The organism is Haliscomenobacter sp., from assembly GCF_033763495.1.
Taxonomy (GTDB): domain Bacteria; phylum Bacteroidota; class Bacteroidia; order Chitinophagales; family Saprospiraceae; genus Haliscomenobacter.
Window position 1 is genome coordinate 1 of record NZ_JANRKL010000212.1, and the last position, 25254, is coordinate 25254.

Consider the following 25254-nt stretch of genomic DNA (forward strand, 5'->3'; position numbering starts at 1 on the left):
GCAACCAAAGGAACAGAATCCCAACCAAAATTTTGTCACAATGGGCAAATTGACATCCTGTTTTTCATTTTTCTTTATGGTGATGACTTATGGATTCAACATCCTATGGCCATGCCAAAATGCATTTGCCCAAACACCAACCAAACGCCCCAGCTTGTGTTTTTTTGATTCACTTTATCCTTCGGCTAAACTTTATACCTTTGAATCGAAGCTCCAAAATGTCTTGAGTACTCATCTGCCGATTCGCTTAAAGAGTGACCAAGAAGCGCTTAGTACGATTCCTGTAGTTGTTCACATCGTTCACAATGGTGGAGTTGAAAACATCAGCAAGGCACAGATTGAACGACAGATTGCGATTCTAAATGAAGATTTTGGGAAGCTTCTAGGAACGCCCGGCGAGGGCAATGGTGTAGATACGCATGTACGCTTCTGTTTGGCTAAACTCGACCCTTTTGGTCGTTGTACCGATGGTATTGTGAGGGTAAATACATCCTTAACCAACCATCAGCCAGCTGACCGAAGTGCGCTCAAAAATTTATCGTTTTGGAACCCAGCACGCTACCTCAATATTTATGTGGTTCGTACCATTAGTGCTGAAGTTGGGGGCTATGCTTCCTTTCCTTATGCTCCCCCTGATGAAGATGGTGTCGTAGTTCGACACAATCTTTTTGGCGATACGGAAACGGCAGCTGCTTCTGGTGGACGTACCTTGACCCACGAGGTGGGGCATTGGTTAGGGCTTTATCATACTTTTAGTGCTGGTTGTGGCCAAGATACTTGCACTGAAGGAGACTTTGTCTGCGACACACCACCAGTAGCTGCGCCCAATTATTCTTGTAATCTGAATGGAAATTCCTGTTCCAATGATTTCCCCGACCTCCCTGATCAGGTGCGCAATTATATGGATTACACACCAGATGATTGTAAAAATATGTTTACTTCAGGTCAAAAAAATCGTATCGCAGCTACCCTCAAGGGAGTTCGCTCCTTGATTGTATCAGCCAGTAATTTGGCAGCTACAGGTTGCGATAGCGCTTATGTTAGGCCACTGATGTGCCCAGTGGCAGCGGATTTCATAACCTTAACTACACAGGTGTGCTCCGGTACAAAAGTCTATTTTATGGATCGGTCGCTGAATGCAGCTACCTCCTGGCGATGGTCTTTTCCTGGCGGTACACCTGCTTTTTCTACTTTGCCCAACCCGACTGTAATTTACGCCACTCCGGGTTCTTTTTCAGTGGAACTCATTGCCAGCAATGGCGATGGTACGGATACTTTGCAGTTGAACAATTACATTCAGGTTTCTAAACCCCAAATTGGGCTGCCCTTGCCATTTATGGCAAACTTTGATGATGGCGCTTTTCCTGCTCAGGGCATTCGTGTGAATAATCCTGATTTCAATCTTGGCTGGGAACTGGATACACTTGCTGCTCACTCCTTGCCTTATGCGGTGAGTATTGACAACTTGCGAAACCTCAACTATGGTACAAGGGATGAACTCGTATTGCCAGCCCTTGATTTCAGTTCGGCACGAGTAGGTAATAATTTAATGCTGAATTTTTGGTGGGCTTATGCTCGTTCTGATCCCAACTATTCTGATCAATTAATTGTGCAGATTTCTAAAGACTGTGGCGCGAATTATTCCAATGTTTGGAGTAAATCCGGGGATGATCTGGCTACTGGTCCCACCCAAACTACACCCTTTATTCCCAACTCTACTCAATGGAGCAAAGCTTCTGTTCGCCTTTTTCAATACAAGACCGAACAACACCTCCAGATTCGTTTTGTAAATGTAACGGATGGAGGCAATCGGCTTTACCTGGATGATATACAAATCAACGATGGTATTGCTACTGCAACAAGAGAACCTCAAAATTTGAACTTGCCACTTGAGCTCATTCCCAACCCTGCTCAGGAACGGGTATTTGTGCATGGTAAGGAAAACTGGAGCGAGCCTATCTACTGTAAAGTATATGATGGCTTTGGGCGTTTATTACGCGATTATGGAAGGTTAACCACACCTGTGCTTGACCTGATTGGCCTGCCAGCAGGCTTGCTGTTGGTAAGGTTTGAATCAACTGGACGGATTGCTACTTTTCGTTTGATCAAAGGAAATTAATTCAAGTAATATGAAAATTTTGATAAGCACACTCTTACTATCATGTTACTTTTTTGTGCCGCTTTATACTCAAGAGGTAGCGTATAAACAGAGCGGTGCTTCAACCGTTCTAGGGCAAGAACCCCAAGCAGTTTTAGATAACATTAGCAATTTGTTTTTTCTGGTTAAAAGTGGCTCTAATTGGAATGATGTAGTTCGACCTAAACCCGATCGATATGAATACGTCCAAAAGGATAGCCTTCCTGTTCGCTGGGATATTACTTGTTTTCCATTGAGCGTATATTCAAAACCAGGTGTTGACAACAAATCAAAGGCTAATCTCCGATTCATTTGCCAGGCTACAGCTATTTGGAATGGGGTAGCGCAAGACATTGGCTTAGGAGTTGATTTCTTTAAACCTGTACAGGATTCATTAGAGGCCGATATCCGTGTAGATTGGTCAGGTCAGTATGTTCCCCTTGGCGCAGTTGGCATTGCAAAACTTAGACTCCGAATCATTGGGATGTTGCCTAAAAATCGATATAAAAATAAGGGGGAAATTATTGAAATGTTGCTCCATGAACTCTGCCACCTACTCGGAGTAAAACATTCTAAAGTAGCAGATGATATCATGTTTGAACTAGCTCATTCGCATGAACATGAGCCATCGGAAGTTAAGGTTTCTACTCGGGATCGTCAAATGCTCGCTTGGCTTTATGGGGTGAAAGTGTATCACTCATTTTAAATGATTGATTATCAAAAGTATAACCAAACCTATCCCCGGTAATTGGATTTATGAATTTTTTTAATCAAATCAATTAAAGACTATGCTGAACAATTTTCCATCTCTACATCCTTTGGCTGTACATTTTCCGATTGTTTTGATTTTGCTTGCGGTAGGATTTCAGACAGCGGTTATTTGGAAGCCTTGGAACCAAATTCGCTGGGCTACTATGGCCATAATGGGATTGGCTTTTATCAGCTCATTGTTGGCAAGCACGATCTTCCATGCTGAACTGTCAGCTGATGCGCCTATAGCTGCTGTGACTATTTTTTCTAAACATGAAAAATATGCGCAGTACACCCTTTGGGCAAGTGGGCTTACTTTTTTCTTCAAAGTCGTTGGCGATTATTATCGTATTTATAGAAAACCTTACGACTTGTTCGTCCTAACGATGTCAATACTGACTGCTGTGTTTTTATCATTAGCAGGTCATTTTGGAGCCAATTTGGTTCACATTCAGGGCGTTGGACCGCAAGGTAAGTACCTAATGGCTGGTCATGGAGCAGGAATGAAAATGAATAATTCTGAGGACAAAAAAAAAATGCCTCAAGCGCATGATATGCAAGATATGAGCCCATCCAAAGAGACGCCGGCGAACCACGACATGCAAAAAATGAACCAACCCGGAAGTAAGCCTCTGGTACATGATATGCAAAATATAAGCCCATCCAAAGAAATGCCTGCTAGCCACGACATGCAAAAGATGAATCAACCCGGAAGTAAGCCTGTGGTACATGACATGCAAGACATGAGTCCATCTAAAGAAATGCCTGCTAACCACGACATGCAAAAAATGAATCAACCCGGAAGTAAGCCTGTGGTACATGATATGCAAGACATGAGCCCATCTAAAGAAATGCCAGCTAACCACGACATGCAAAAAATGAACCAATCCAGCGATATGTCTAAGAAGATGAGGTCACTAAATGCTATGGATACCATCAGATTCTCTGACAATAACCCGGCACGCCGTAAATCAAAATTGTCTGGAGCAAACTAAAATCTAGATTATGAAATCGATCTTACACCTCACTTTCTTCTTCTTGCTTGCTGTTTGTTTGGCTGCCCAATCCCATCATGCTGCACACAATAAACCCAATCCTGATGTTTTGTATTTGCCTTCGGATTATTTTTCATCTTTGCCTCCTGCTTCAATTAATTCATCTAAGTCTAACATTGGTAAGCGAGTAGAATATGATTTATTTATAAATGATACTACTGTCAATTTTACGGGAAAAAATCGGCATGCAATTGCGGTGAATGGTCAAATTCCCGCCCCCATTTTAATGTTTACAGAGGGGGATACAGCTATCATCCACGTACACAACCTTATGAAAATGGAGACCTCCATTCACTGGCATGGTTTGTTACTCCCCAACAGGCAGGATGGCGTACCATACCTGACCACTGCTCCAGTTGAACCTGGTGAAACCTATACTTTTACATTTCCACTTATTCAAAGTGGTACATATTGGTATCATTCTCATACCATGTATCAAGAGCAAAGTGGGGTGTACGGTTCAATTGTCATTCATGCTGCTGATCCAGAACCTAAACTTAAAGAGTATGTCTTGCTGCTTTCTGATTGGACTGATGAAAACCCTGCCTCAGTGTTGCGCTATCTCAAACGAGGTGGCGAATGGTACGCCATTAAAAAGGCTGCTTTACAAAGCTATGGCGAAGCCATTGCTGCTGGCGCTTTCAGAGATAAATTGAAACAAGACTGGCAAAGAATGCCTGCAATGGATGTGTCGGATGTACTCTATGATAAATTTCTAGTCAACGGGCAACCCAAAGTCATTTTTAAAGATGCCCAACCGGGGGAAATCATACGCTTGCGTATTATCAATGGCTCAGCTTCTACTTATTTCAATCTTCAATATGCTAACTCCTACTTGAGACTGGTGGCAGCTGATGGCATAAATATTGAGCCTGTGTCGGTTAGCCAACTTGAAATAGCCGTTGCTGAAACCTACGACGTGCTCATCACAGTGCCCGAAAATGGTGCTGCCGAGCTTCGGGCTACTTCTTGGGATATTACAGGTTTTGCGTCAGTTTTTTTTGGCAGTGGCAAAGCAATTAATGCTCCTGAGATGCCCAAGCTCAATTATTTCAAAATGATGCGTGAAATGGGAGGCATGAACAAGAGCAAAATGGATCAAATGCAACACGTTGGGATGAATATGGGGACGATGCAGATGCCTGAGGATAGTATACAAACCCAAAATCACGACATGTCCGGTATGCAAATGAATATGCCAGAACAATTTAATTACAATATGCTCCGGGCGCTACATCCCACTATATTGGATTCCACGCTCAAACTTAGAGAAATTCACCTCAGCTTAACTGGCAATATGCTCCGGTATGTATGGTCTTTTGATTATCAAACCTTGTCTTCCTCGGATAAGATTTTGATCCGCCGGGGTGAAAGGGTACGCATGGTGTTTCACAACAATACAATGATGAGGCATCCTTTACATTTGCATGGGCATTTTTTTAGATTTTTGAATAGTCAAGGGGAGTATTCTCCCTTGAAGCACACTTTTGACATTAAACCCATGGAAGTCGTCACCATCGAATTTGAAGCAAACGAAAGTCAAGATTGGTTTTTCCACTGTCATATCCTTTATCACATGATGAGTGGGATGGCCCGTATTATTGGTTATGATGGCAGTCCAATGAACGTATTTGCACAGACAGGATATAAAAAACTAAAGCGAGAAGATAACATGCTTTTTCCTTGGGCAGATCTGAGTGTACACTCTCAAGGTAGTTGGCTTTCTGTCAATATTTCTAACAATAAAAATGCTATAGAATTTGAAGGACGACTCAGTTGGCAAGGCAATTATGAGACAGAAACCCATTTGCTCCATTACTTAGACAAACAACAATACTTGGCTTTTTACCTTGGGTATGATTTTCGGAAAAATAAAACCTTACCACTTTCCGAACAGCCTAACACGAAGGATAATCGTCGGGTATTTGATGCTGGGTTTTATTACCTCTTACCTATGCTTATTCGGTCGGAATGGCGGATAGATCATACCGGAAAATTACGCCTACAATTGGAGCGAAGAGATTTGCCATTGAGCAATAATTTTTTCATGGACTGGAGACTCAACACAGATAAAGAATATAACATCGGCTTAAGATACATGATTGATCGATACCTTTCAGTAAGTACCAATTACGATAGTGATTACAAATGGGGGCTTGGACTTACATTCCATTATTGAACAATTTAAAACTCATAGCATGTACCATCTTTGTGCAATCTTCAAAAATACAAAACGGTTTGACTGCGATGCTCTTTGCAAATTTGCGGATGGCTACTGTATCACAGAAGAACTAGCCAAAAACCTTGAAATATTCCTTTTATGATCTTTGAACTAAAAAACGGGATTGCCTATTATGAAGGCAGAAATATCACCACCTTACCTCATACCCATCATGCCTTAGAATTGATCTTTGGTATTGGTGCTACTTTTGATTTTCAGGTAGGAAATCAATATTTTCACAACATTGATAGCATTTTGGTTTATCCAGATGTACAACATCAATTTTTAGGAGAGGATCAAACCTATCTTTTCATTTTCCTTGAGCCTGAATTGCTTCAGAGTCAACAAATCATCAAACAAACCAATTTATCTACATTGAAAGCACTATCGCTACCGATATCCATCACCGCTCCCGTGCTTGGATCCAGAATTCTAGACTTTTCCTTTTTCAATACATTGCCTGGTTTATGTATAAGTGATGAGCGAGTTTTAGTAAGTGAACCTCGGATTAAAGCTTGCCTTGAATTCATTAAAATGAATATTTGGGATGGAGAACTTAGGTTGAAAAATATCGCAAATCAGGTCTTCCTTTCCGAAAGCCGACTTGCACATTTATTTAAACAAGAGATAGGTTTGCCTGTGCGTCGCTACATTCTTTGGTGCCGAATGCAGGCTGCATTGATGCGCTTACGTCAGGGCCAAAATCTGTCTCAATCATCATATGCAGCAGGGTTTAGCGATACTGGTCATTTTTCTCGCTCCTTTGCAACTATGTTTGGTGTAACGCCTTCTTCTGTATTCAAAAGTTCAAAAGTTAGCCAGTTTATTCAAGTTTAGTACCATTTGATGCCCCAACTTTGTCCAATTAATTCACTAAATGTATTGCATTATGAATTTGACAAAGGTTTTTCAATACAGCATTTACCCCCTCCTCATGCTTACTACTTCTACTGTGCTCATTGCTGGGATAGAACGGGGATACAATACCTATTGGGTATCATTACCTGTTATTGCTTTTACAGGGTTATTGATTTTATGCCTTGAAAAGTTGCTCCCTTACGAAAAACAATGGCTCAATGCTTGGGATTGGAATCTTGATCTTACCTATTACATTATCAATTACTTAATCAAGGTGTTGGCACAATACCAATTTTTATATCTAGCGGAATGGATCAATATTCCAGTACTGTTTCCCGTCTCTTGGCCATTTTGGCTACAAGTTCTGTTGGCGCTGACGATCATTGACTTCTTTTTGTTTTTTATCCACAAAATTAGCCATCGTTTTACATGGCTTTGGAAATTTCATGCTATTCATCACAGTTCCGAACGACTATATTTTTTGAATGGAGAAAAGCGACATGCCTTGCATCAGATAGTAGAAGGTGCTCCAGGGATTCTTTTTTGCTTACTTATTGGTACACCACAGCCTGCTGTGGTTGCAGCACTGTCAATCCTAGCCATCAATATGTTTATGCAACATACCAACCTTGATTACAAAGCAGGGGTGTTGAAGAAGTTTTTCTGTGTCGCCGAACTCCACCGCTGGCACCACCGAGCCGATTATCATGATGCTCAGGTGAATTTTGGAGCTTGGCTGACCATTTGGGATCACCTTTTTGGAACAGCTTTCGATGATCCTCGGATGGCACTTGAAATTGGAGAAATCGGTATTAAAGAAGAACCGGATTTTCCTAAAACTTATTGGAACCAGTTGTTTTACCCATTTAGAAAATGATTTAGTGGTTGAGCAATAAATCATTCTTTCTAAGCTAAACTTTCATCACCATGCAGGCAAAAAGCCAGAGGCCCTCAATTTTTCAGACTTTCTGGTACAGAAGACTGGACAAGAATATTCATACTTAAGCAAACTTTTTTCAGCAGTTGTTGGTATAACGCTCGAAAAATACATCATTGCCCAACGTATCGAAAGAGTAAAAGAATTGCTGGCTTATGGAGAACAAACCCTAAGCGAAATCGCCTGGCAAATGGGATATAGCAGCCCCCAGCACCTCAGTAACCAGTTTCGACAAATAACAGGAATGACGCCATCTTTATTTAAAACCAATCAGCAGCAACATGGGCGCAAAACTTTGGATGAGGTGTGAGCCCATAATCATGTACAATTATCTCATAATCATGTAACGTTTCGCCGGGCGAATGCAGCGACCTTTGTAGGACTAAAATTGAATTCACTATGACTTCTATCGCTCCAGCACCTGTAAAAAATAGCATCATCATTCCTAAAACAAATCCTCCAGTTCTTGGCGTCAACTTTAATTGTATCACAAAAATCACGATAATGGAAGAGTTGAAGTTTAAAACCAACATCAACTGCATGGGCTGCGTAGCCAAATTTACGCCACATATTCAGGATCAAGAAGGAGTAGAGTCTTGGGAGGTTGATACTACTAACCCAGACAAAGTCCTTACTGTAAAAGGTGATATTTCCTCAAAAGAAGTGGAAGCCTTAGTAAAAGAAGCTGGATTTGTTGTGCGCGAAGTAATTGCTGCTTGATAAAATTCATGGTATGTATCCTGCCAGTTTGGTACCTCAAAGTCCAGGCTGGCAGCTTATAGTTTACGTTCACTCCTAAAATAGTTCGGAATGGAAAATCGAGAGTTTCAACCAAGTGCCCAATCCCAAGTTTTACGCATCCTAATGCGGATTGCCAGCTTTATAGTCTGGCTTTTTAAAAAGCTATTTGTCAAAAAATGTTGCCGTTGATTACCTAAAAGTTAAATCTCCTATCATGGAAAACCATCACCACCAACATCCGCAGGAAAATCAAACCACCCCACCAGCCCAAATGGAAGGCCATACCGGGCACCATTCGTCAAACCCTCCCATGCACCAGGCTGGCCACGATCATCATGCCATGATGATTGCTGATTTTCGAAAAAGGTTTTACATCGTCCTGATGCTGACCATTCCCATTATGCTTATATCGCCCATGATCCAGCAATTTATGGGCGTGAATTGGCAATTCCCAGGGTCTTCATATCTCCTGCTGGTCTTGTCCTCCGTGGTGTTTTTTTATGGCGGCTGGCCATTTTTGACGGGCTGGATGGAAGAGATAAAAACAAAGAACCCAGGAATGATGTTTTTGATCGGTTTTGCCATCACCGTTGCTTACATTTACAGTGTAGCCATTGTATTTGGTTTGCAGGGTATGGATTTTTTCTGGGAATTGGCCACTTTAATCCTCATCATGCTTTTGGGGCACTGGATAGAAATGAAATCGGTGGCCGGAGCCTCCAAAGAATTGGAGCTATTGGTGCAGTTGATGCCAGCGGAAGCACACCTGGTGATGTCAGATGTAATCCATGAGGTGAAAACCGATACACTCAAAGCGAACGATGTCATTTTGGTAAAACCTGGCGAAAAAGTGGCTGCCGATGGCATCATCTCCGATGGAGAAAGTTACCTGAATGAGTCGATGTTGACGGGGGAATCCAAACCCGTAAAAAAATCCAATGGCGATAAAGTCATTGCTGGTGCCATCAACGGCAACGGTGCCATCAAAGTTACCGTGTCTCATGCCGCCAAAGATTCGTACCTCTCGCAGGTCATCAAGCTGGTGGATGACGCCCAAAAATCAAAATCCAAAACCCAATTGTTGGCCGACCAGGCCGCCAGATGGCTTACCCTCATCGCCATCGTTGCGGGGCTCGTTACTTTTTTCTACTGGTATTTAACGGGCCAATCTTTGGCTTTTGCCATGGAAAGAATGGTTACGGTCATTGTCATATGTTGCCCGCATGCGCTGGGCCTGGCTGTACCTTTGGTCGTGGCAAAGTCAACCGCCTTGTCTGCAAAACATGGGCTACTCATCAAAAATCGGACAGCTTTTGAAAATTCCAGAAAGATCAGCACCATCGTATTTGATAAAACGGGAACTCTTACCGTAGGCAAATTTGAGGTATCCAAAATCATTGTCTCGCAAAGCGGCCTAACTGAACATGAAATCATCCGTTTGGCCGCTGCATTGGAGCAAAAATCGGAACACCCCATTGCCACTGGAATCCTGAAAAAGGCCAAAGACGCAACGATCCCTATTCCCGTCGCGGAGAATTTTAATGCCATTACAGGCAAAGGGGTGGAGGCTACCGTAGAAGGGAAAAAAGTATTGGTGGTTAGTCCCGGCTATCTGACCGAAAACAAGATTCCACTTCCCGAACGTTTCACAGCAAACGATACCGAAACGGTGGTTTTTGTGCTCATTAACAATGAATTGGCCGGGTACATCGCATTGTCCGATGAAATCCGCCCCGAATCAGCAGACGCAATCAAAACCTTGGCCGAGAACAAAATCAAATCCATTTTGCTTACTGGCGATAATGCCAAAGTAGCCAAAAGTGTAAGTGAAACGTTGGGTATGGACAGTTTTATGGCAGAAGTATTGCCGCATCAAAAACTGGAAAAAATCAAGGCACTGCAAAGCCAAGGTGAATTTGTAGCTATGACGGGCGACGGCGTAAACGATGCCCCAGCCTTAGCCCAGGCAAACGTGGGCATTGCAGTAGGTTCTGGCAGCGACATTGCCGCAGAAACTGCTGGGATCATTCTGGTAAACAGCAACCCCAAAGATGTAGTGAGCTTGATCCTCTTTGGAAAAGCAACTTACCGCAAGATGATTCAAAACCTTATTTGGGCAACTGGATACAACGTTTTTGCTTTGCCTCTGGCTGCTGGGGTATTGTACAATTGGGGCATATTGCTCAGTCCCGCTGCAGGAGCAGTACTGATGACCGTGAGCACGGTGGTGGTGGCCATCAATGCCAGTTTATTGAAAGTGAAGTAAGCTACATGAGGTACAGCTTGATCTCGAATTTAAGGATAAATTCTAAGGCTATTTATGTAAATTCAAAGGCTATGCAACGATTTTTTTTATGTATAATGGCTATGGCAATCGCTATCCCGACGTTTGCGCAAATAGTTATGGGTAAGGTTCTCCAATCGGACAATCAGCCTGCTGCAAATGCACGGGTAACACTTTTTCAGGATAGTGGGGCTACTTTTTTGGAGCTGCGTACCAATACCAATGGAGATTATCGTTTTGAAAACCTGGATGTAGCAAAATATCGCATAGGTGTGGCTAAGCCAGGTTTTCAGTATTTGGAAAAAGAATTTGCCACAGTTGGTAGCACTCTTGTTTTTAATATCCAGCTTGAGGACTTAACTGAAAAAGGACGCTGGAATATTATTATGGATTCTCCTGAGCCCTTGGGAGGTACTGATCTTGGGGTATTGATGCCCAATGGTAACATCTATTATTGCCACAATACTAAAGACCCTTTCTTTTTTCTGCCCAAGCAAAATGATACCGCCAGCGCTGTAGGAAGTACACAGGTACAAGGTTGTGTTGGTCCTGCACTTCTTTCTAATGGACAGGTATTGTTTCTAGGGGGAACATTGCAGGAGATCTACGGGCCGGGCTCCAAAAAGGTTAAAACCTTTGACAGCTTTACCAACAAATGGATGGATCAACCTGATTTATTAGACTATCGCTGGTATCCCACCGTGGTTCCTTTATTTGATCAACGATTGCTTGTAGTAGGAGGTGGCGGCTTGAACAACCCACTCCGAGTCAAAACTTCAGAAATATATGACCCTTTTAAGGGGATTAGCAAATGGTCGGGAAACGTGCAGGTAGGGAATGAAGTGTCAGCGGTTGTTCCCTTGTATACAGGTAAAATATTGATGACTCATCGGCCTCCTCAACTTTTTGATCCCGTTACTTTACAATGGAACTTGGCCACAGATTTTGTTCAGGGTAACCGAATGCCAAATGGAGACCACTGTGATCACGAATTGGTTCAGTTGTCCGATGGTAGAGTAGTAGCTGTGGGCTATAAATCCTTTATTCCAGATCGCCCAGGTGTAAGTGTTGAATTATATGATCCCCTTGTAAATAAATGGACCCTTGCAAATCATTTTCCACCTACTCGTTCGCGGGCTAAAGCAGTACTCCTGCCCGATCAAAATGTTTTAGTGTTAGGGGGATTTAAAGAAGAATCTAAAGACCCGACCCCTACCAATAAATGGGGATACATGAATCTGAGCGATCTTTACAATCCTCTGACCAATTCTTGGCGGAGACTGGCCAACATGAACATCCAACGAGAGTACCATGCTATTTCTACCTTAGTGCCAGATGGCCGGGTGATCGTGGTCGGTGGAGAGGGGGCCCCAGGCAACGAACCTCCCAAAAGTATGATCGAAGCCTTTTATCCTCCGTACTTGTTTCGTGGCGTTCGGCCAGAGTTGAGCAATTTTAATAAAACAATCTTTGGTCTTGGTGAAAACATCCATTTTGAAGTACACAAAACCAATGCACTTTCAAAAGTAGTACTCTTGTCTCATACAGTCATGACCCATTTTATGAATTCAGGTAATAGCCGTTTTCTTGAGCTAGATTTTACTCAAAATGGCAGCTTGGTGAGTGCCAAATTGCCCAATGATCCCTTACTCCTTATGTCAGGTTGGTACATGTTGTTTGGTTTGGTAGATGATATACCTTCTGTTGCACAAATAGTGAAGATTGAAGCAAATAAACTGGTATCTTCTAACCAAAATTTAATTGCAATAAACAACAAGATTCAAATATCACCAAACCCAACTACTTTGGAGCATGGAGTGAAGATTGAAATGACTTTAGCCAAAAGCAGTAGGGTGAAATTTATACTGCAAGATGTCCTGGGGAAAAAAGTGCAAGAATTTTCATTTATGGAGATGGCATCAGGAAATCACATGTTTTCACTGCCTGTAAACGAACTGTCTGCTGGGGTTTTTTTCCTTAGCACATGGATAAATGAAGAATCAATTGGTACTGAAAAAATAGTCATCAAAAGGTAACTTAAAATACTCATGAGGGGCTGAATTTTAGACTTAATTTCTTTGAATTAGTGATTTAAATCATTGAAAAATAAATTGTTACTGCTTAAAATTGGTGAACCCTAATCCAAATAACATGAAAAGTATAATTCTGGGGCTTTTAATAGTCTGTTTTCAGGCAGTCGCGCTCAATGCTCAAATTAGCAAAAGTGGAATTTTCCGAACCGCAAATGATTTTCTAAGTCATAACTTGGAATATGCTACTCCTTGTAGTGACCCAGAGCATAAAATTTTCATTGATCCTTTGTTTAAGCGCCACCAGATGATGGTTCGGTATAATGGAGAGGTTCATTATTTGAATAAAGACAGCATATATGCTGTTCAATATTGCTCTGGAGCCGTTGAACGCCTTTTTCAGAGAAAGACCTACTCTATGGTCAATCCAAAGGAGGCTATTTTAGTCTACAAAGTTACCACGACTCAAATTACCAAAGGGCATCCCATATTGATCAGCTGGTATTTTAGCAAAGATGCCAACAGCCCCGTTCAACAACTTACCATCCAAAACTTGTTGAGAGCCTTTCCCGATAATGATGTTTTTCACGATGCAATCATGGCTGAATTTAAAACGGACGATGAACTAAACCGCTACGATACCATGCACAAAATGATGCGCATCAATAGATTGTTTGAAAATTCAAAAAAGTAGTGGCAGAGAACAATTTTGAGCTTTAACAATGGGACGAATGGGGTGGGATATTTTACCGGGTTTTCAATGCGCCGCCCCGCTACTTCCCCTCCACTCGCTGCGCTCCCTCGGGCCAGTAGCTTGGCTCTAGTGCTCCGAGTCTCAGGCCCCAGTCTCGACTTTCACCGCTCAAGAACCTTCGCAGCACCAGCACCCTCGCGGCTCGGTAAGCCGCTGCGGGAACTGGCGCTGCGAAGGGTGCTTTAGGCGCAAGGTACACTAGTGCATAGGCCACTTGGAACTTAAGAAATTTTTCAAGCCTTTCTCTTTATGCTACTATAAATTTAACTCAAGACGTATTCGAGTCTAGTGGCTAGTTTTCTGCAATAGTCATTGTTCGGGTCAATTAACAATCCTTTTTGGGTTACTTCGCTGGCTTTATCGCTATTTTTTAGGTGTAGATATAACCACGCAAGCCTTGAATAGTCTGTGGCTGTTATTGTTTTGCCAATGTTTCGCTCCATGAGTTCCACTAACTTCACGATTATTTTTTGTTTTATATCATTGTCGATGGCTAGTTTATTGTTTTGGAAATAGTTGTTTACGACGTTTGCTACGTCACTCATCATATTAAAAGAACAGCCAGGTAGTGTACACATTTCAATGAGTGCATTCACTTCTTTAAACCATTCACCTTGGGATTTATATGAGCCTGCTAATTTTTGCCAGATTAATTGTTTTGTGCTGGCATCTGCGTCAGTTTTTAAAAACTCACGATATGAATCTTGTACTTTTGTAATATCATTATTTTCCTCGTGAATATTTGCCAGATGAATCCAGGCATCTGGAAACTTACTTGCTAAATATTCAAGCATGGGTAAGTGGGCCTCAAGTTTTTCTTTATTTTGACTCACTCTTAGTGCTATGGTTCTAAACTTTCTTTCAATTCTGGGGCTAAGACCATGAGGAATGTCCGACTGCTGAGCAGCTCCAAAATCTTGGAGCAGTTCCCGGTCTGCCATGATTGCAGCTTTTTCGGGGCTTACCTCTAACTCGTTTTTACCAAAAATGGATGCAGCTAGTGGGACATTTATAAATACCTCATTTTCGTTTTCAGAATAAATGACCTCAATGAATGAACTTTGCCGGAGTTCTTCTACTGCGTCATCAACATGTAGCCGTTCATTTTCTTCTCTCAGTAAGACTGCTTCTAAGGCAATCTGAGGTATAATTGAACGCCAACTACATAGGGTTAAAAAAATCCTTTTTGCAGCAGGTGAAAGCCAAGCATAAGTCCTTCTAAAAAGTGCAGTTAAAATATCATCTTTACCAGCGACGATTCGTTTAATTTCATTAACTTTTTGATTTTTAGAGATTTCTCCAAGAAAAATTTTAATTACATAAGGATGTCCACTTGATTCGTGAATTATTTTTTCTACGTCTTTTCTTGAAAGTAAATGGGTAATTGAGAATTCATCAGCAGTTCTTTGAATGAGCTTTTCACATTCTTCACTGGTCATTCCAGCTACTTCAATTGGATAGTCTGCTTTGAAGCTTTTACTTGTCCTGGAAGTGATCAGCACCTTATTCGGATGTCTAATATACGTGTCGATCCATGTAAACAGTTCCGCAGGGTTTTTTACAGTCTCAAAGTTGTCAAAGACAAAGAGCATAGGCCCGTTTGAACTATCAGACATTTCTTTTGAGAGTAGACTGAGTTTATCTTGTCTGTTGATATGTCCTTTCCCTATGAAGTTGGCAAAATCAAGAGCCACATCTTCCTCGCTCAAAATTTTATTTTTGACATGCTTTGCTCCATCGGCTGTAAGGTCGATATCTCTTGAACTAAACCATAAAATTACACTGAACCTGTCTTCATTGCTGATTCGGTGGAGTATAGATAATGCAAGTGATGTTTTCCCTATTCCCCCTATACCTTTGAGCGTAACTATTGGGTATCGATCTTTTTCATTTAACACTTTCCATAGTTCATCTTCTAGGTGCGTCCTACTCACATACTTATTTGATGCTGGGGGCATGTTTGAAAAACAATTTCCAACGACTTCTAACTCTGAAAGCCCCTCGGTTTCGCTTGGAGGCAACTCGGATGCAGGTACCAAATATTTTGAGCTATCTCCATCTTTTCGGCTGTCTGTGACATAAGAAAGTAATTCGAAGGATTTTTCTCTGAAGTTCCCATTTGGGAAATAGAAATCATCCAGTTCAGGACTTGATGTAATCAATTCAATATGGGTTCTTTCCGAAAAGAAAACATAAATACCATTCACGTATTTTGAGTACTGGGAGCTGTCAGATCTAAGTGCGTCAAACTCAATGGTACTTGAATTCATTTTGCTAACGCGATATTTCCCTGAAATGCTCTGGTAAAGATAAACCCACTCTCGTTGGAATAAATAATAGTTTTCAACTATTAATTTGATCGATTCTTCCAAAGGTGTTGCAGCAGCACTGCAATTAGATGGAAGACTTGCGCCATGGCCCTTTGTGGCATTTCTTAGTGTTGCAAAAGTTGAAAACCATGTTTTACCTTGAATTTTGTTGGGGGAAGGTGCTTTCTTTTCAGAATTACTTACAAGAGATAAAGCTTCATTCAATAGGTCAACAGCTTTGTATTGCCATGCTTCATTTCCTGTTTTGGCACTAAGCTCTTGTTGCTCTTTTTGCCTAACAGTAGGAAATATATATTGAGCCGCAACGCCAGTCAGCATCTCATCCAAAACTGCACTCCACTCACCGATACCATTGGCTCTAACGGTTTTATGCAGAAGTCTGTATTTATTTCTTGTTGGTTCTTCTTGTATACTTGCTATCATCCCGGATACGACGGTTTTTACAACGATTTCACCTAAAAGCATCAAGTCATAAAAATAAATAGCGTCAGAATCTTCTCTTGAAACATTTATCCGATCCAGCATTCTTTTAAAAGGAATGAAATTGGTGTTCATCTATCTTGGTTTTAAGATTTCAAATTGGTTTTAAAATGGCTATGAATTTCCAAAATCTGAAAGGCATCGGAGAGAATGGAAATCTTTTGTTTAAGCCTTCAGATTGGATTTACGAAAATCTACTGTTAAAGGTTTCAAAAAGTGATAGTAATATTTTTGAACTTTTACTTTCATGAAAAATGAAGCTTAATATTTTAGCTGGTACTTTTACAAGATGGGAAAAAAATAATAGCCTATTGCCAATCCTTACTGATGTAGCAAGCCTTTAGTTGATATAATGTCTACTGAATGTTACCATCGCCCAGCTACTTCCCCTCCACTCGCTGCGCTCCCTCGGGCCAGTAGCTGGGCTCTAGTCCTCCGAATCTCAGCCCCCAGTCTCGACTTCCACCGCTCAAGAATCTTCGCAGCACCAGCACCCTCGCGGCTCGGTAAGCCGCTGCGGGAACTGGCGCTGCGAAGGGTGCATTAGGCGCAAGGTGCCAGATCACTCGGTGTTCTTGATCCGTGCCAACTCAAAAGCTGATGCGAAGGTATTCACCCACAACCTCCACCGGATAACTCCCCACCTTCAGCTCCATGCCCGCTGCAAATAGCTCCTCCGGCACCTGAAACGCCTCTTCTACCACAAACTCTCCACTGGTAAATCGCCGATCCCACTGCTCCTTACTCACCGTATTGCGAAGCACCAACAACTCAAACTTGCCTTCCTCACCAACCCCTCCCCAGGCAATACTGGAGCCACAAGGATTGGTTGTTGTACTCAACAAACTAGAGGACGCCTTAATGAACTTGCAGATGCCCATACCCCGACAGTCGCGGGATACTAGGCCGTAGACGACTTCGAGCAGTAGGAAGCCGGGTTTGGGAGGGTAGAGGCTGGGTTTGGTACTCATGGTATTTGGTTTGTGAAATAAGTTGTGAAAGAGTGTTTAGCTGGAAGTATTGAGTTTTTTATTGACAGCATTCAGTAATCTAACTATTTCTATATAGTACGAATGGTTCACCCCCAAGTTTTTTTTAATGATCGGTAATGCTTGCTCCAAAAATACTTTAGCTTTATCCGATTGACCTGTTCGATGATAGATGGAAGCGAGCTTCCACCGACTCGCAGCGACGTGTGGATTGTCTTCTCCAAAGTTGTGCAGATCACTAACCAGAGATAGCTCTAGCTGATAAATGGCATTATTGAAATCTCCTAACTCACAAAAAGCTAAACCTAAGTTAGAACGACTTGCCGCAACATTTGGGTGATCCTCTCCAAAATTACCCAGATTGCTGTCTAGTGCAGTTTTAAAGAGCTGGGCTGCCTCAGACCAGCGCATTAAATCACAAAAAACCAACCCAAGATTAGATTGACATACGGCAACATGTGGGTGGTTTTCTCCAAAGTTGCGCAGATTATTTTTTAAGGCTAGCTCAAAGTATTTAGCTGCGAGCAGGGATTGTCCCAAATCACGAAGAACCAATCCCAAATTTGACTGGCTCTTAGCAACCTCTGGATGATTCTTGCCATAATTGCGCAGATTACTTTCCAGCACAAATTTAAAGAGTTGAGCTGCTCGCTCGTATTGGCCTAAATGACGAAGAACGTCGGCCAAATTAGATCGGCACACTGCAACATTTGGATGATCCTCTGTAAAGTTGCGCAAAGCGCTGCCTAGTGCGAGTTCGAGGAGCTCAAGGGCGCGGTGATAATCTCCTGAATCACGAAGGACTAGGGCTAAATTCGACCGACACATTGCAACCTCTGGATGATCTTCCCCAAAATTGTGCAGAGCACTATCTAATGCGAGCTCAAGAAGTTTAGTTGCTCGTGGGTAGTCTCCTAAGTCACTAACAATACTGGCCAAATTAGACCTATACCATGCTACCTCTGGATGATCATCTCCAAAATTACGCAAAGCATTGTTTAGAGCGAGTTCGAGGAGCTCAAGTGCGCGGGGAAATCCCCCTAAATTGCCAAGAACTAAGCCCAAATTAGATTGGCTTACGGCGACAGTTGGATGGTCTTCCCCAAAATTGTGTATCGCACTGGTTAGTACGAGGTCGAAAAGCTGCGCTGCACGAGAATAATCTCCCAGATGCTTCAGAACATTAGCCAGATTATTCCATAGCGTGTTTACCCTTTCAGGCAGCACTTCTTGTCCTCTAAAATACTCCGCCACATTTTCAGCATAGGGCACCCAGGGGAAATTTTCTGTAACAGGATTTCCATAAGGATCAAATGACATCTTGTTCGCCATCGAATTCACCAAAACATCCAATTCCTCAAGTCCAGGAGCTTGTTGGTATTTGATCAACTCCTGGATCAAGCGATGCACCACAAAACCCTCTTTCTGAGTGCTTAACCATCCTTTATCCACCAACTCATTCAAAACCTGATTCAAATCATCAGCATCCACTCCCAACCACTTGGCCAGCATCGATACTTTCAGTGGCAACGTAGGCAATACTGCAAATTGTTGAAGCACCCACACTTCTTCTGCACTTAGATCAGCTAATGTATACAAGCCCATCAGGTACTTGAACACCCCATGTTCTTCCCCGCTGTGCCTGGCCCAGATTTTTTCCACTAGTTTGGGGTCATCCAATTGCTGATTGTGCAGGATATCTAGTAGTTTAGGGATGGACAGTAATCCTTTTTTACGCTGAAGCGTTCTAGCCAGCAATTCGGCGGTCAGTGTATGATAGCCAATTTCCCGCAGTAACTCCCTTACCTCTTCATTACTTCCTCCCTGGTAGTAAAAGCGAAACAATTGCAGGGTCGCCTCTGGTTGGAGCACTTGAAGTTCCATCACCACAAAATCCGGCAAATCTTGCCTTGAAGTGACCAACACCTTCCAGTTGGGCGCTTTGGGCAATTGCTCAAAGACCTTGCGAGTGGCCAACTGCTCTGTTGCATTGTCAATCACCAACAAGTTGGGACCGGGGAGGGCTCGTAGCGCTTGCATCAGCCGCACAAAGTGGGTAGCTAAATCTTCTCCTGGGTGCAAGGGTATTTTCAAGTTTTCGGCCAAACTTACATCTAGGACTACAGCATTGATAAAATCTTCCCCCTGTGTGATCCAAGCTATGTGCCGATATTGCTCTTGATGAAGGACCAGATAAGCCTGTACCAAGGTGGTTTTGCCAATGCCGCCCAGGCCACGTACGAGGGCAACCTTTGGCGAATTTTTGAGCTTTTGATGTAATTCTGCCAATTCGATTTCTCGCCCTATGCAGTCTGTTTTGGGGTCAAAATTTGTTGGCACGTTGTTGAGTAGAATTGGTGGACTTTTTACCTTATAATCCGCCATTTCTAACTTCCACCCCAACACTTCATCTCCGGCCACATACAATCTCCATGGCATCTCTACGATCTGTTCTTCTCGCAAGCGCACTTCTCGCCAGTTCAAAATCTCATCCTCATAAGTGACTCCATCTTTCAATTTCATCGACCCCTTAGCACGACTAAAAGCTTCTTCCAATGTGTGTCCCTTGGTCAATGCGGTATAAAACACTTTGGCAAATTGCATAGCTTGCCCATCCGCTATTGAACAGGTGGTGGCAATCACCGCGGGCACCCCAGCATCAAGGTACTGTACCGCCTGCGCCTGGGTGTTGCACCCGTTGAGAAATACCAGCTTGAGTTGGGGATGTAGCGACAAGTTTTCGGCTAGCCCCGCTACTTGCCCACCCGCATCCCGAAACTGCAATTGCTCCCCATCGGCATGGCCACCAAAATGGAAAATGAGCAGCTCCTGTTGGCACTGGGTCAAGGTGCTGACCAGCTGCCCGCTTTTGGCACTGGATAAAGGTACATGCCGCAAATAGGAAAGGGGCAACAGAATCTGTTGCAAACGGTCGTGCTCTTGCTCCAGGTGAACTAGGTAATCAGCGTCGTAGCTGTTGGCAAAGGCAGTAAGGATGACCGGCAGTTGGGGCATGGCGTTTGGGTTTGCTTATTTGTCTTTTCGTTTGCTCAATTTCTGCTCCAGTTCACGCAAATCTTCTTCATCCGCTAATTTAGCGTCATCTGCCTTACGTTGTTGGTCAAATACGTCATAAATTTCCCGCACCCGTTCTTCCATCTCGGCATTGCTAATCTTCCCCGCACCGCTGAGCACTTGTTTGTCATTGAACTCCAGCAGCCGATCTACGTTTTCGCGCCAAAACTGCATGGCAATGTCTTTCCGACTTTTGACCCTCAACTCCGCTGTTTCCAGGAAAATAACCACCAATCGGTTTAAGGTGTCCAGCTCATCTTCACTCAGGTAGTTTTTGGCAATGAATATGTCCTGTTTGCGTACCACTGAACCCATCCAGGAGGTCAGGGCCATGTTGGGAGCGTCGGCCTTGGCTCGGGTTAATATCAACTCTGCTGCGGTTTGTCCGGTTACGGCAAAGAGCAGTTTGTTTTGGGTCTCCGCAAAAAACATCTGGGTGGCTTTATCGCTGGCATCGTAATCGCTGCTGAGGGCAAAGAGGTCCCTCACTTTTTGATAAAAACGCTTCTCTGAGGCTCGGATGTCCCGAATCCGCTCCAGTAACTCATCAAAATAGTCGGGCCGCCCATCCGGGTTTTTCAAACGCTCATCATCCATCACAAAACCCTTCACCATGTATTCCTTGAGGTTGCGGTTGGCCCAAATCCGAAACTGGGTCCCCCGCTTGCTGCGTACCCGAAAACCAATGGCCAGAATCATGTCAAGCGCGTAAAAAGTAACCTTATACTCTTTGCCATCTGTGGCAGTTGTTAAGTAATCCTTAATAACTGAAATTTGCTCTAATTCTCCTTCTTTCAGAATATTAGATATGTGCATGCTAATGTTAGGAACAGAGGTGGCAAAAAGTTCAGCCAGTTGACTTTGGTTCATCCACACCATTCCATCTTTGGCCAAAAGGGCTACGGATGCTTTGCCATCTGCGGTTTGATAAATAATGAGGTCGTTTGTTTGTGGATCATCCATTGGCCTGAACTTTTGACACGGGGTATTTTGCTTGAAACCCCCTGATGAACAAATTTAAGTGTATAATTTTGGAAATAAAAACAATTTGCTTTTCCTGTTGTCCAGTGTTTCAATAAATCTTCCCCCTCCCCGGCACACCCGGCACTAGCACGAAAAACCCCCATCAAAAAGGACCAGAGCAAGCTAGCAGGTACTGTTCATAGCTGCAAGGTCGTACGTCCTCGGTCGCATTTTTTTTCTGGTTTGCTCCGCTAAAGCTACGCACCAGAAAAAAAAATGCTCCCTGCGGGCGCTCCACCTTGCATCCATGCCCAGTACCCGCTACGCATTGCCTGGCCTTTTTTCCGGGGGAGTTTTTCGTACTAGTGGTGAATAAATTTTAAATTGTCGGATATAATTTTTTGAGTTTAATCCGGGCTTTCTCAGTGGTGAATTGCCAATTCGCTCCTCTTCGAAGCTGATTTTGGGCAAGCTCCCAACTTTTGACTGCACTTTCAACCTCCTTTTTGTTCTTGAAGGGTTTGTCTAAAGCATCACGCCCCACCAAAGCAAATTGTATTTCGGCCATATTCAACCATGATCCGTGTTTGGGTGTATACACAAAATCCATCCGATCCAGATAGGCTTTAGCCTGAGCAGGAGGAAAAACTTTGTAAAAATTTTCTGGCTTGTGAGTGACAAAATTATCCATCACCCAGGTTACTTTTTTAGCTTCTTTGTATTGGGCATCCATTTGCGATGCCATGAAATGTACCCAAGTTGTAGTCGTATGATCATCTTCAATTGTCATTGCTCGGTGGCCTGCTAGAGGTTCGAATGCGACGAATAATTCCGCAACGCCCAAACGCACGTATTCCGAATCTTGTAACCTATTCCCTTTTGATGTCCTAATTTCCTTGTAGTCAATTATTTGCTTGGGAGATTCATCCATGCAAACTACTGGAAAATCAGCATCGTACGGTTTTTCATAAACCTCCAACACCTGCTCCATTTGATACACAAAAGCAGCACTTGATTTTGAAGGTATCACGTATTGTGCTTTTTTGAAGGGCTTAAGTTCATTTTTTTTAACAATTTGCTGATCGACATTTTAGAGATTGAATCTACTACCTCTAATTCCACTAAGCGATCTGCCAACATTTGCAATTTCCAGCGAGGCGCATCATCAGGCGGTGATTGACAAAGTAATGCAATTACATGAGCTTCTGCTCGTGCATCTATCTTTTTATCACTCCGGGTTTTTCTTTCTTTGGCTTCAAACAAGCACATTCCTTGATCGCAGAATGCCTTTTTTACCCGCTCTACTGTTCTTGTACTGGTTTGATACCTATCTGCTATGTCCGTCATTCGAGGGGTTTTCCTCCCTACACTTTCATCACTGTTGAGTAAGATATGGCAATATTGAATGTGTTGTGCTTTGCGCTTGCCGCTCTTTACCCAATCCAGCAGCGTCTCCCGCTCCTCAAGGTTTAGGTATATTCGGTATCTAGCCATCTTTTTTTTATCTCAAATTACGGCTTTTTTAAACTACGACATCTTAAAATTTATTCACCACTAGTGCAGTTCCGCAGCAGGCCAGGCATTGTCGGCGGAAAGGCAAAGCGGCGGCTGCGCCACTTTATTTTTTTGCCTCCGGCGGGGGGGATTTTTTCCCCTATTGCAGTTCCGCCCCGCCTGGGGTGGGGTGGGGGGCTTGGGCAGTTGGGCCCTGGGCTTTATAGCTCCAGCCCCAGCTGCTCCCCTGGCGTTTGTGCTCCGCTGTCGTACAGTTCCACCAGCAGCTTGCCAGCATCTTGCGCCAGCTTAGCCGTGTAGGCGGTGCCCCCTTTGCGCTTGCCTTTGTACAGCGCGATCACCCCATCGGCCAGGTCCACCAGTTCGTGGTTGCGCTTCAGGGGGGCCACTTTGGCGGGCCATTGGTCATAGTCGGGCCGGATCACCACAGTAGGCAGTCCATGCGCCTGGGCGTATTGCTCGGCCAGTTGGTCGGCACCCTGGGCCCCACCATGCAGTATGGTCGTTGCACCAGGTGCGTATTTTTGGATGGCCGCCGCCAGGCCTGCGTAGTCTTGCGCAGTGGCCCGGCGGCTGCCTGTGATCAGTAGTTTCATTGCTCCAGGTATTGGACTATTGCTGTGTACAGTTTTTCGGTGTCACCCTCCAGCTCGTTCAGGGCTTCTTCGTGCAGGCTCAGCAGATCCTCCCAGGTACCCGTGGCCAGCGCTTCAGTGAGTTGTAGTATTTTGTTGTCCATGTCGGTATTTTTCTTTCAAGATACACATTTTGTTTGAATTATGCAAGCTTTTTCGATAAGTTTTTACGCTGTTATTTGTTTTATTTTGTTGGTTTTTAAATGAAAAAATAAGTAAAAAAAGTTAAATAAAACTTGAAAATTAAACACAAAAAGTTTATCTTTATAGTAACAAAAGAAACAAAAACAACCGAAAAAACTGTGGCAATGACACCGGACACATTCACCGAAAACAGCTACTACGCCGGCTTGCACCGCGCAGTAGATCAGTACTGGGAGGATCGGCTCCAACGGGAATACCAGCCCACAAATGAATTTTCGCTTCGGCGCGAAGCGGCAAACAGTTGGGTGCTTTTCCTACCGGAGCCCGCCCCCATTTCTAAAAGGCAAATCACCCATTTTCTGTACCAGGAGCACGATGTATACGGCCTGCTCCTGGAGGAACAAGCCCTGGTTTTGTCCTGCCTGAATCCCTGTAACGATGTGGACGATCACCAGCACATCCTCCGCACTGCTGATCTGCTGATCGACTTCATGCAGGCCCAGTTCCAACTGACCGCCGCCCGCATCGAGGCGCAAATGGCGCAAACCAAATTCCGCTTGCTAAGGCAACAAGTCCAACGGAAATTCTACCACACAGGTTTGCCCAGCAGCCTGGCCCAGGAACCTTTCCTGCAACTCTATACCCCGCAACGCTGCGCCTGATCTCTTCAACATTTCAACATTTCAACACTTCAACTTTTCAACTACCATGAAAGCCATCAAAGACCAGGTCCGCACCCTGCTGGGCCCTACCCAAACTGTGTCCGAGCAACACCTCAACCAAGCCTACAACCGCTTCTGCCGCCACAATGGCGCAGGCTGCCACCCCTATTATTCCGCCTGCAAGATTGCCGATTTTCTGACCATCAATGGCCGCGTTCAGCGGGTGATATTGAGCAAACCCGCCGGAGTTGCACGGGCATTCGAGGCCAATTGTCGGTCATCTTGAAGCGTTGCCGTGCCATGCCACGCCGCAAAGCGTATTGTTGAGGCGGTAGCCATCCCGTCATATTGTCGCGTCGTCGTGGTGAAAAAAATTTGGTGCAGCCAAATCCAAAATCACCATCGCATTTACAACCCTAATTACCTCACCATCCATTCAACCCACATGAAAAACCCATCCGTTTACGAAATCGCCACCCAAAAAATCCTCAGCCTCTTGGAACAAGGGGTTGCCCCCTGGCGCAAGGCCTGGACCGACAAAATGTACCTGCCGGCCATGAACTACGCCACCCGCACCCCTTACCGAGGTTTCAATCAGCTTTACCTGAGCTACTTTTACGAGAATCCTTATTTCATGACCTTCAAACAGGTTCAAGATCGTGGCGGCCGTATCCGCAAGGGGGCCAAAGCTGAC

The 25254-nt window shown here is 43.6% G+C and carries 22 protein-coding genes; 14 read left to right on the top strand and 8 right to left on the bottom strand.

The window, feature by feature from the left end; translation table 11 throughout:
• The 11 genes from SFV55_RS24955 to SFV55_RS25005 form a co-directional block, all read left to right on the top strand.
• The coding region (locus tag SFV55_RS24955) for a M43 family zinc metalloprotease (protein ID WP_320032297.1) at nucleotides 1-2119 on the top strand (2119 nt) is incomplete at its 5' end.
• Nucleotides 2120-2129: 10 nt separating this feature from the next.
• A complete protein-coding gene (locus tag SFV55_RS24960) occupies nucleotides 2130-2843 on the top strand; it encodes a matrixin family metalloprotease (RefSeq protein ID WP_320032298.1) in 714 nt (237 codons plus the stop codon).
• Nucleotides 2844-2925: 82 nt separating this feature from the next.
• Nucleotides 2926-3882, top strand: coding sequence for a DUF2231 domain-containing protein (locus SFV55_RS24965; protein ID WP_320032299.1), 957 nt, complete (start codon nucleotides 2926-2928; stop codon nucleotides 3880-3882).
• Nucleotides 3883-3892: 10 nt separating this feature from the next.
• Nucleotides 3893-6121, top strand: coding sequence for a multicopper oxidase domain-containing protein (locus SFV55_RS24970; protein ID WP_320032300.1), 2229 nt, complete (start codon nucleotides 3893-3895; stop codon nucleotides 6119-6121).
• Between the two features lie 141 nt (nucleotides 6122-6262).
• Nucleotides 6263-7000: a helix-turn-helix transcriptional regulator gene (locus tag SFV55_RS24975; protein ID WP_320032301.1), complete on the top strand. Its 738-nt coding sequence runs from the start codon at nucleotides 6263-6265 to the stop codon at nucleotides 6998-7000.
• 52 nt (nucleotides 7001-7052) lie between these two features.
• Nucleotides 7053-7898, top strand: a complete 846-nt coding sequence (locus SFV55_RS24980; protein WP_320032302.1) for a sterol desaturase family protein — start codon at nucleotides 7053-7055, stop codon at nucleotides 7896-7898.
• A gap of 91 nt (nucleotides 7899-7989) precedes the next feature.
• Nucleotides 7990-8268, top strand: a complete 279-nt coding sequence (locus SFV55_RS24985; protein WP_320032318.1) for a helix-turn-helix transcriptional regulator — start codon at nucleotides 7990-7992, stop codon at nucleotides 8266-8268.
• 89 nt (nucleotides 8269-8357) lie between these two features.
• Nucleotides 8358-8678: a heavy metal-associated domain-containing protein gene (locus tag SFV55_RS24990; protein WP_320032303.1), complete on the top strand. Its 321-nt coding sequence runs from the start codon at nucleotides 8358-8360 to the stop codon at nucleotides 8676-8678.
• A 235-nt stretch (nucleotides 8679-8913) separates the two neighbouring features.
• Entirely contained in the window at nucleotides 8914-10965 is a 2052-nt protein-coding gene (locus SFV55_RS24995) for a copper-translocating P-type ATPase (RefSeq protein ID WP_320032304.1), read from the top strand.
• A 71-nt stretch (nucleotides 10966-11036) separates the two neighbouring features.
• A complete protein-coding gene (locus SFV55_RS25000; RefSeq protein ID WP_320032305.1) occupies nucleotides 11037-13019 on the top strand; it encodes a galactose oxidase-like domain-containing protein in 1983 nt (660 codons plus the stop codon).
• 115 nt (nucleotides 13020-13134) lie between these two features.
• The gene (locus tag SFV55_RS25005) at nucleotides 13135-13707 is read left to right on the top strand and encodes a hypothetical protein (protein WP_320032306.1); all 573 of its coding nucleotides are present in this window, start codon (nucleotides 13135-13137) and stop codon (nucleotides 13705-13707) included.
• A gap of 323 nt (nucleotides 13708-14030) precedes the next feature.
• On the opposite strand, the gene SFV55_RS25010 is transcribed toward SFV55_RS25005, so the two are convergent.
• The 8 genes from SFV55_RS25010 to SFV55_RS25045 form a co-directional block, all read right to left on the bottom strand.
• Nucleotides 14031-16652: an NB-ARC domain-containing protein gene (locus SFV55_RS25010; RefSeq protein WP_320032307.1), complete on the bottom strand. Its 2622-nt coding sequence runs from the start codon at nucleotides 16650-16652 to the stop codon at nucleotides 14031-14033.
• 515 nt (nucleotides 16653-17167) lie between these two features.
• A complete protein-coding gene (locus tag SFV55_RS25015) occupies nucleotides 17168-17548 on the bottom strand; it encodes a hypothetical protein (protein WP_320032308.1) in 381 nt (126 codons plus the stop codon).
• A 36-nt stretch (nucleotides 17549-17584) separates the two neighbouring features.
• A complete protein-coding gene (locus tag SFV55_RS25020) occupies nucleotides 17585-20494 on the bottom strand; it encodes a tetratricopeptide repeat protein (RefSeq protein ID WP_320032309.1) in 2910 nt (969 codons plus the stop codon).
• A 102-nt stretch (nucleotides 20495-20596) separates the two neighbouring features.
• Nucleotides 20597-21604 carry a virulence RhuM family protein gene (locus SFV55_RS25025; RefSeq protein ID WP_320032310.1) on the bottom strand — a complete coding sequence of 336 codons (1008 nt, stop codon included), beginning with the start codon at nucleotides 21602-21604 and terminating at the stop codon, nucleotides 20597-20599.
• A 379-nt stretch (nucleotides 21605-21983) separates the two neighbouring features.
• Entirely contained in the window at nucleotides 21984-22634 is a 651-nt protein-coding gene (locus tag SFV55_RS25030; RefSeq protein ID WP_320032311.1) for an IS630 family transposase, read from the bottom strand.
• The gene (locus SFV55_RS25035) at nucleotides 22631-23098 is read right to left on the bottom strand and encodes a helix-turn-helix domain-containing protein (protein ID WP_320032312.1); all 468 of its coding nucleotides are present in this window, start codon (nucleotides 23096-23098) and stop codon (nucleotides 22631-22633) included. The genes SFV55_RS25030 and SFV55_RS25035 overlap by 4 nt, the downstream gene beginning before the upstream one ends.
• A gap of 221 nt (nucleotides 23099-23319) precedes the next feature.
• The gene (locus SFV55_RS25040; RefSeq protein ID WP_320032313.1) at nucleotides 23320-23715 is read right to left on the bottom strand and encodes an SLOG family protein; all 396 of its coding nucleotides are present in this window, start codon (nucleotides 23713-23715) and stop codon (nucleotides 23320-23322) included.
• Nucleotides 23712-23858, bottom strand: a complete 147-nt coding sequence (locus tag SFV55_RS25045) for a hypothetical protein (protein ID WP_320032314.1) — start codon at nucleotides 23856-23858, stop codon at nucleotides 23712-23714. Before SFV55_RS25045 ends, SFV55_RS25040 begins: the two co-directional genes overlap by 4 nt.
• Nucleotides 23859-24062: 204 nt before the next feature.
• On the opposite strand from SFV55_RS25045, the gene SFV55_RS25050 reads away from it, so the two are divergent.
• The 3 genes from SFV55_RS25050 to SFV55_RS25060 all read left to right on the top strand — a co-directional run.
• On the top strand, nucleotides 24063-24560 hold the full coding sequence (locus tag SFV55_RS25050) for a hypothetical protein (protein WP_320032315.1): 498 nt from the start codon (nucleotides 24063-24065) through the stop codon (nucleotides 24558-24560).
• A 46-nt stretch (nucleotides 24561-24606) separates the two neighbouring features.
• Nucleotides 24607-24846: a hypothetical protein gene (locus SFV55_RS25055; protein WP_320032316.1), complete on the top strand. Its 240-nt coding sequence runs from the start codon at nucleotides 24607-24609 to the stop codon at nucleotides 24844-24846.
• A 159-nt stretch (nucleotides 24847-25005) separates the two neighbouring features.
• On the top strand, nucleotides 25006-25254 hold a 249-nt coding region (locus tag SFV55_RS25060), incomplete at its 3' end, for an ArdC family protein (RefSeq protein ID WP_320032317.1).